The 255-nt window shown below is 44.3% G+C and carries 1 tRNA gene; it reads left to right on the plus strand.

Annotated features, from left to right (window positions below):
• Positions 1–8 precede the first annotated feature (8 nt).
• A tRNA-Val gene (locus tag EXZ60_RS19245) sits at positions 9–84 on the plus strand.
• Positions 85–255 lie beyond the last annotated feature (171 nt).

Here is a 255-nt window from a genome sequence, read left to right on the forward strand (position 1 = left end):
AAACATGTGGGCGATTAGCTCAGTTGGGAGAGCACCTGCCTTACAAGCAGGGGGTCACTGGTTCGAACCCGGTATCGCCCACCACTCTCTAAGGATTTTTGGATGCACATTGCCAAACCAGATTAAGCAATTGAACTGGTTGGTCTGTTTGACTCTGAAAGTCATTAGAAAGTGATTTGTTCCGTTAGGAATACCACTCGCTCTTTAACAATTTGGAAAGCTGACTGATAACAACGAACGTGTTTGTTGTTATCA

Origin of the sequence: Vibrio sp. 1151_11 (genome assembly GCF_029478525.1) — a bacterium.
Taxonomy (GTDB): domain Bacteria; phylum Pseudomonadota; class Gammaproteobacteria; order Enterobacterales; family Vibrionaceae; genus Vibrio; species Vibrio anguillarum.